The sequence below is a fragment of the Mycetocola sp. genome (genome assembly GCF_046716805.1).
Lineage (GTDB): Bacteria > Actinomycetota > Actinomycetes > Actinomycetales > Microbacteriaceae > Mycetocola_A.
Genome location: NZ_JBKJWH010000007.1, coordinates 1 through 5,584, shown reverse-complemented (window position 1 = coordinate 5,584; position 5,584 = coordinate 1). Strand labels below are relative to the sequence as shown.

The window sequence follows — 5,584 nt, the reverse complement described above, 5'->3', positions numbered from 1 at the left end:
CCATGACACTCGTCTCAACCCCCGGCGTGATATTTCTCGACGAGCCCACCACAGGCCTCGATCCGCGCAGCCGTCACACCATGTGGAACATTGTGCGGAATCTGGTCAGCCAGGGCACGACAGTGCTGCTCACCACCCAGCACCTCGACGAAGCAGACCAGCTCGCGCACAATATTGCCGTTCTCGACGACGGCCGCATCGTCGCCCACGGAACACCCGATGAACTCAAGCGACTCGTGCCAGGTGGGCACATCCAACTCACATTCGCGGATGCTGCAACGCTAGAGGCGGCATTCCGCCTCCTCGACGAGTCCGATCGAGACGATGCCGGGCTCGCGCTCTCGGTGCCGAGTGACGGCGGGGTCGACGCGCTGGGCGCCGTACTGGACCGTCTCGGAGCGGCCCATCTCGAGGTCGACGACCTCAGCATTCACACACCGGACCTTGATGACGTCTTCTTCGCCCTGACGGGGAAGAAGGATCAGTCCGGCCGGGTCGAGTCGGAAGGAACCGTGTCATGACCACCATCACCGCCCAGCGGCCTACAGGCGCGGGCACCAGTCGGCAGTCGCACGTCGTCGCCGACTCGATCACGATGTTGCGCCGCAATCTGCTGCACATCGTGCGCTACCCGGGTCTGACCATCTTCACCATTGGCGGGCCGGTAGTTTTCCTGCTGTTGTTTGTCGTCGTCCTCGGCGGCACCCTCGGGGCCGGTCTGCCGGGCATGGACCCGGCCGGCGGCCGGGAGGCGTACCTCGCGTACGTCATGCCCGGCATCCTGTTGATCACCATCGCGGGCACCGCCGGCGGCGCGGCCACAACGGTCTCAATGGACATGACCGAAGGAATCACCGCGCGGTTCCGTTCGATGGCGATCTCGCGGGCAGCGGTGCTTGCCGGGCACGTGCTCGGCAACATGATCCAGGCGATTCTCGCCGTCGCCCTTGTGCTCGGTGTCGGTTGGCTGATCGGGTTCCGCCCGACCGCCGGGCCGAGCGAGTGGCTCGCCGCCGCCGGCCTGATCGTGTCCATCTCCTACGCGATCAGCTGGCTCGGAGTCGCCATGGGCATGCAGGCGAAGTCGGTCGAGACGGCGAGCAACCTGCCGCTCCTGCTGGTCATTCTGCCGATGCTCGGCAGCGGCTTCGTACCGACCGAGTCGATGCCGGCGGGATTGCAGTGGTTCGCCGAGTACCAACCCTTCACCCCGTTCATCGAGACTCTCCGCGGGCTGCTGCTTAGTACCCCGCTCGGCTGGAACCCGGCGCTGGCGATCGGCTGGTGCGTTGTGATCACGGCCGCCGGGTACGTCTGGTCGATGGTGATCTACGAGCGGAAGTCGGTGCGCTGAGCCCGAAACGCTCGGCGATCCAGGCTGCTGTGACACCGGTCAGGCTCTGTACGACGGCATCGGCACCCTCCGACCACGGAGCGGTTCCGGTGCGTACCAGCACAGTGCGGCAACCGGCGGCGAGTGCAGCGTTCAGGCCGGGACGCGAGTCCTCGAAGACGACGCAGCGTTCCGGATCGACGCCGAGCGCTGCGGCGGCGGCCGCGTATGGCTCCGGGTGAGGCTTGGTGTTCACGACGTCATCCGCGGTGATGACCACCTCGAACACCGACAGGTCGTGGTTTTTGGCAATCGCGTCCACCCACCGCCTGGGTGAACTTGTCACGAGAGCGATGGGCACGTCGACATGATCAAGGGACACGAGAAGTTCGCGCGCGCCCGGGAGCCAGCCGGTGTTGGTTCGAAGCCGTGCGAGTGCGCGGGTCTCGAGGGCATGGAGCACGACGTCGGCGGCGTCGACCAGACTCAACTCGCGCGTGAGAAGTGCTGCAGTCTGTTCCAGCGTTGCACCCTCGGCCGCGGAGACCACACGCTCGGAGGCGACGAAGCCCATCGCTTCGATCGACTCGATGACCGTCTGTCTCCACGCTTCCTCGGTGTTCAGCAGCGTCCCGTCGAGATCGCAGAGCACCGCGGCTGTGCTGCGGGCCAGTGTCTCGGGCACGTCGTTCTGTTGCGAGCGGGAGAGCATCTGGGTCCTCGAGGAGTCGTTTCACTGGCAGGCCCCGTTGACGGGGACTGACCTATTAGCGCGTCTCACGGACAGCAGAGTTCAAACACGAAGCGAACGGCGGGCAAACGATGGATGCCGTGGGGTGAACCCTGCTGGTCAGGTGTCCACAGTGATCGGTCGGCGCCGGAATCGGCATCACCGGTGATGGACAATGTGAAGCGTGACTGCGAAGAATGACCTCGGCTATCGGCAGATCGCCCTGGATCTGTCGAGGCGGATCATCGACGGCGAGTTCACCCGTGACTCGGTGTTGCCTCCTGAGCACCGCCTTGTCGAACACTACGGGGTGGCACGCGGAACCGTGAGACATGCCCTCGCCGCTCTCGCCCGACAGGGAACACTGTCGCCACGACAAGGTTCCGGCTGGACGATCCAGTCGACCCTTCAGACGCAGAGCTTCGCTCACCTGAGGTCGTTCGCACAGTGGGCCGTCAGCAAGGGGATGGTGCCGGGCGGCCGAGTGACCGATACGGCGCGCTGTCGGGCAGACGCTCGTGAATCGCGTCGGCTCAGGGTCGCCCTTCACGACGAGGTGTTGCGGGTGACGCGGATCAGGTCGCTGGACGGCCGGGATGTGATGCTGGAGCGCACTACCTATCCGCGGTGGGTCGCCGATGCGATCGAGTCTCTGCCCGCCGACGAGCCGTCGGTCGTTCAGGCGATGCACGACCGGTTCGGTATCGTGACGGCACATGCGGACCACACGATCGACGCCGTCTCCGCGTCGAGTGCAGACAGCGCCCTGCTCTCGGTGCGTCGATCGAGCCCGCTGCTCCGGGTTCTTCGCGTGAGCTACGCGACCGATGGGCGCGCCATCGAGTTCGGAGACGATCGCTACCTGCCGGGTACAGTGTCGTTCCAGGTTTCAACGTCGGTCACGACTAACTCGCTGATGCGCAACGCCAGCCCAGCGGACTGACCGGCAGGGTGGCGAGTGCGCACGCAGTGCTTCGCTCGTTTCCGGGGCGATTCTGGACCGCTGTGCACAGTCATCTCCCTCGAACCGCCCGTCGGAGTCGTTCGGTGAGAAGTTGTTCCGCACGAATCCACCGCCCGTTCACAATCAGATCGAAGACTTCGTGGCAGGCTCGCACCCCGCGGGTCTCCCGAAAGGACCTGACATGTCTCATCCGAAGGCCGTCCGAGGCTTAGGCCGCAGCCGAGTCGCATTCGCGTGCATGGCGATCGCGGCGGCGCTGGTCGTCACGCCTGTCACCAATGCGGCTGCGATCGACACAACCGCCCCGGCCGTTTCTGCCGTTGACGCCACCGGCTCCTCGTTCACTCTGTCAGCCAGCGAGCTGCAGGCCGAGAGCGTGCTGACGATCGACTATACGACCGACCAGCAGCATCCGCAGAACTGGATCGGAATCTACACCGACGGCGACGAGCCGGGCCCTGTGGCCTCCACTCTCTGGCAGTACTCCCCCGATGCTTCCGGCTCGGCAGCCTTCACACTGAGCCTTCCCGCCGGCATCTACCATGTCTGGTTTCTTGCACAGGACGGATATGCTCCCCTGGCCGAACGGCAGACGTTCACGGTCATCGCCGATCCTGACGCCCCGGCGCCCGGCGACCCCAACGCACCCGTCGAGATCGATCCTGTGGTCACCGACATCACCACGGACGGCGTGATTCTGCGCGAAGGCTTCACCGTCGGATCCACTCCGGTCGGGTGGAGCACTGAGTCAGACGCCGACATGGCGGATGCCGGTTCTGACGCGTACCGCGGGTGGCAGTTCACCACCCGCACTGACTGGACGAGCTCCGTCGACGAAATGCGCAAGAGGTTCGGCCGATCCCACGACGCCATCGCTGTCGCCGACGCGCAGCAGTTCGGCGACCACCCCTTCGCCTCGACCCTCACCAGTGAAGCTGTTGCCGTCACAGACCTGGGCGCGGTGCGTCTCACCTTCGACAGCCATTACCGTGGTGCATCCGGTCAGTCCGGGGTCGTTCGGGCGAGCTTTGACGGGGCAGCACCGATCGAGGTCCTTCGCCTCGACGAAGCCAGTGTGACGAGTGGCTACGACGGTATCGAGATGAACGGCGCCCATGATCTTTCGGTCGATGTTCCCGCCCGCGCCAGCAGCGTAGTCTTCTCCTGGGAATTCACCGGCGGCGCCGACTCGCTCTACTGGGCCATCGACTCGGTCATGGTGCACCAGGTACTCACCGCTACCCTCCAGGATCCGACTCAGGCCTGGGTCGTCTCAGACATTCAGGGTCACCCGCAAGACTTCGCCAACGGCCTCGAGGGCTTCCGCGAGATCGCGCCGGACGCCGACGGACTGCTTATGGTCGGCGACATCGTGAACTCGGGAGAGTCGCGCGAGTGGGACGAGATCTACGACGTGATGGAGGGCTCGGCGGACTTCCGCCCGGACCAGACGATTGCGGCGATCGGTAACCACGAACGGTACGCCGCCGGCGGATTCGCCGCCAACTTCCAGCGGTTCCTCGACTTCGCGGAGCGCGAGAAGTCGTGGGGCGAGTACGTACTCGATGGACCTTCGGGCGAGCAGCCGGTGATCGTGCTCGGTCAGGAGTTCGCGGCTCCTTCCGACGTGGCGATGAGCGAAGAGCAGTTGCGCTTCTTCGAGGAACGACTGGCACACTGGACCGCACTCGACAAGCAGGTCGTCGTAATCTCCCATTTCCCTCTGGGCGACACCGTCTCGGCCTCATGGATCCCGTGGTACAGCACTCACCACCAGCACAACGACCGGCTGACGAGCATCCTCGGCAACTACCCGAATGCGATCATCTTCAGCGGCCACACCCACTACCCGGCTGAACTGGGCGACTGGGCCATGCAGCGACGGACCGCCGACGGGCACTCCGACGGATTCTGGGCCATCAACACCCTCGCCATGCACATCGAATGGGATGCTCGCGGCGAGAACACTGACGGGATCACGGAGGTCACGACGGGCGACGTCAACCGCGGGCTGACCCTCGACTCCTACGGAGACCGCATCGTGGTCACGGCGTACGACTTCGCGTCCGATCAGCAGTTGCGCCAGATCACGATCCCGAACCCGCTGGTCCCCTTTTCGGCTGTCGTCGCACCGGACGCCGATCGGTCCGCGGATTATTCCGCGGTCGACAGCGCGCTGATCAGCATCCCCACTGACCTGAGCGCGTACACCGCAAAGTCAGTGGCCGCCCTGAACCGCGCTGTGAAGGCGGTGGACCGTTCTCTGACGGCCTACGAGCAGCACCTGGTCGACGCGATGGCGCAGGCCATTCGTGATGCGATCGCCGCTCTGGTGCCCGGGTCGAACGGCGACGGCGGGCACGGCAACGGGCAAGGCAACGGGCAGGGCAAGGGCCAGGGCGGTGGCCGAGGCAACGGGCCAGGCACCGCAGCGAGTGAGCACGCTGCCCTGCCCCGCACGGGAGCAGAAGCGGAATCAGCCTGGCGGGTGAGCCGCGGCTGAGCGCCGCACCCACCATTCGGTGAACACACGGCTGGCCGCTCCGAAGATCTTCGG

Annotated in this window: 4 protein-coding genes and 1 pseudogene; 4 read left to right on the top strand and 1 reads right to left on the bottom strand. The window is 65.5% G+C overall.

Annotated elements, in window-relative coordinates:
- Both ACLQ62_RS00595 and ACLQ62_RS00590 read left to right on the top strand, forming a co-directional pair.
- Positions 1-521 (top strand): annotated as a pseudogene (locus ACLQ62_RS00595) (ABC transporter); the annotation flags it as partial.
- Complete coding sequence (locus ACLQ62_RS00590; RefSeq protein WP_411719717.1) at positions 518-1,354, top strand: ABC transporter permease; 837 nt, start codon at positions 518-520, stop codon at positions 1,352-1,354. The pseudogene ACLQ62_RS00595 and the gene ACLQ62_RS00590, both read left to right, overlap by 4 nt.
- Here the strand turns inward: ACLQ62_RS00590 and ACLQ62_RS00585 are convergent.
- Positions 1,296-2,045 (bottom strand): HAD family hydrolase, encoded by a 750-nt coding sequence (locus ACLQ62_RS00585; protein ID WP_411719716.1) that lies wholly within the window; start codon positions 2,043-2,045, stop codon positions 1,296-1,298. The genes ACLQ62_RS00590 and ACLQ62_RS00585 overlap by 59 nt on opposite strands.
- Positions 2,046-2,247: 202 nt before the next feature.
- On the opposite strand from ACLQ62_RS00585, the gene ACLQ62_RS00580 reads away from it, so the two are divergent.
- Both ACLQ62_RS00580 and ACLQ62_RS00575 read left to right on the top strand, forming a co-directional pair.
- Entirely contained in the window at positions 2,248-3,006 is a 759-nt protein-coding gene (locus ACLQ62_RS00580; RefSeq protein ID WP_411719715.1) for a GntR family transcriptional regulator, read from the top strand.
- A 202-nt stretch (positions 3,007-3,208) separates the two neighbouring features.
- Positions 3,209-5,530, top strand: coding sequence for a DUF4073 domain-containing protein (locus ACLQ62_RS00575; protein WP_411719714.1), 2,322 nt, complete (start codon positions 3,209-3,211; stop codon positions 5,528-5,530).
- Positions 5,531-5,584: the final 54 nt, after the last annotated feature.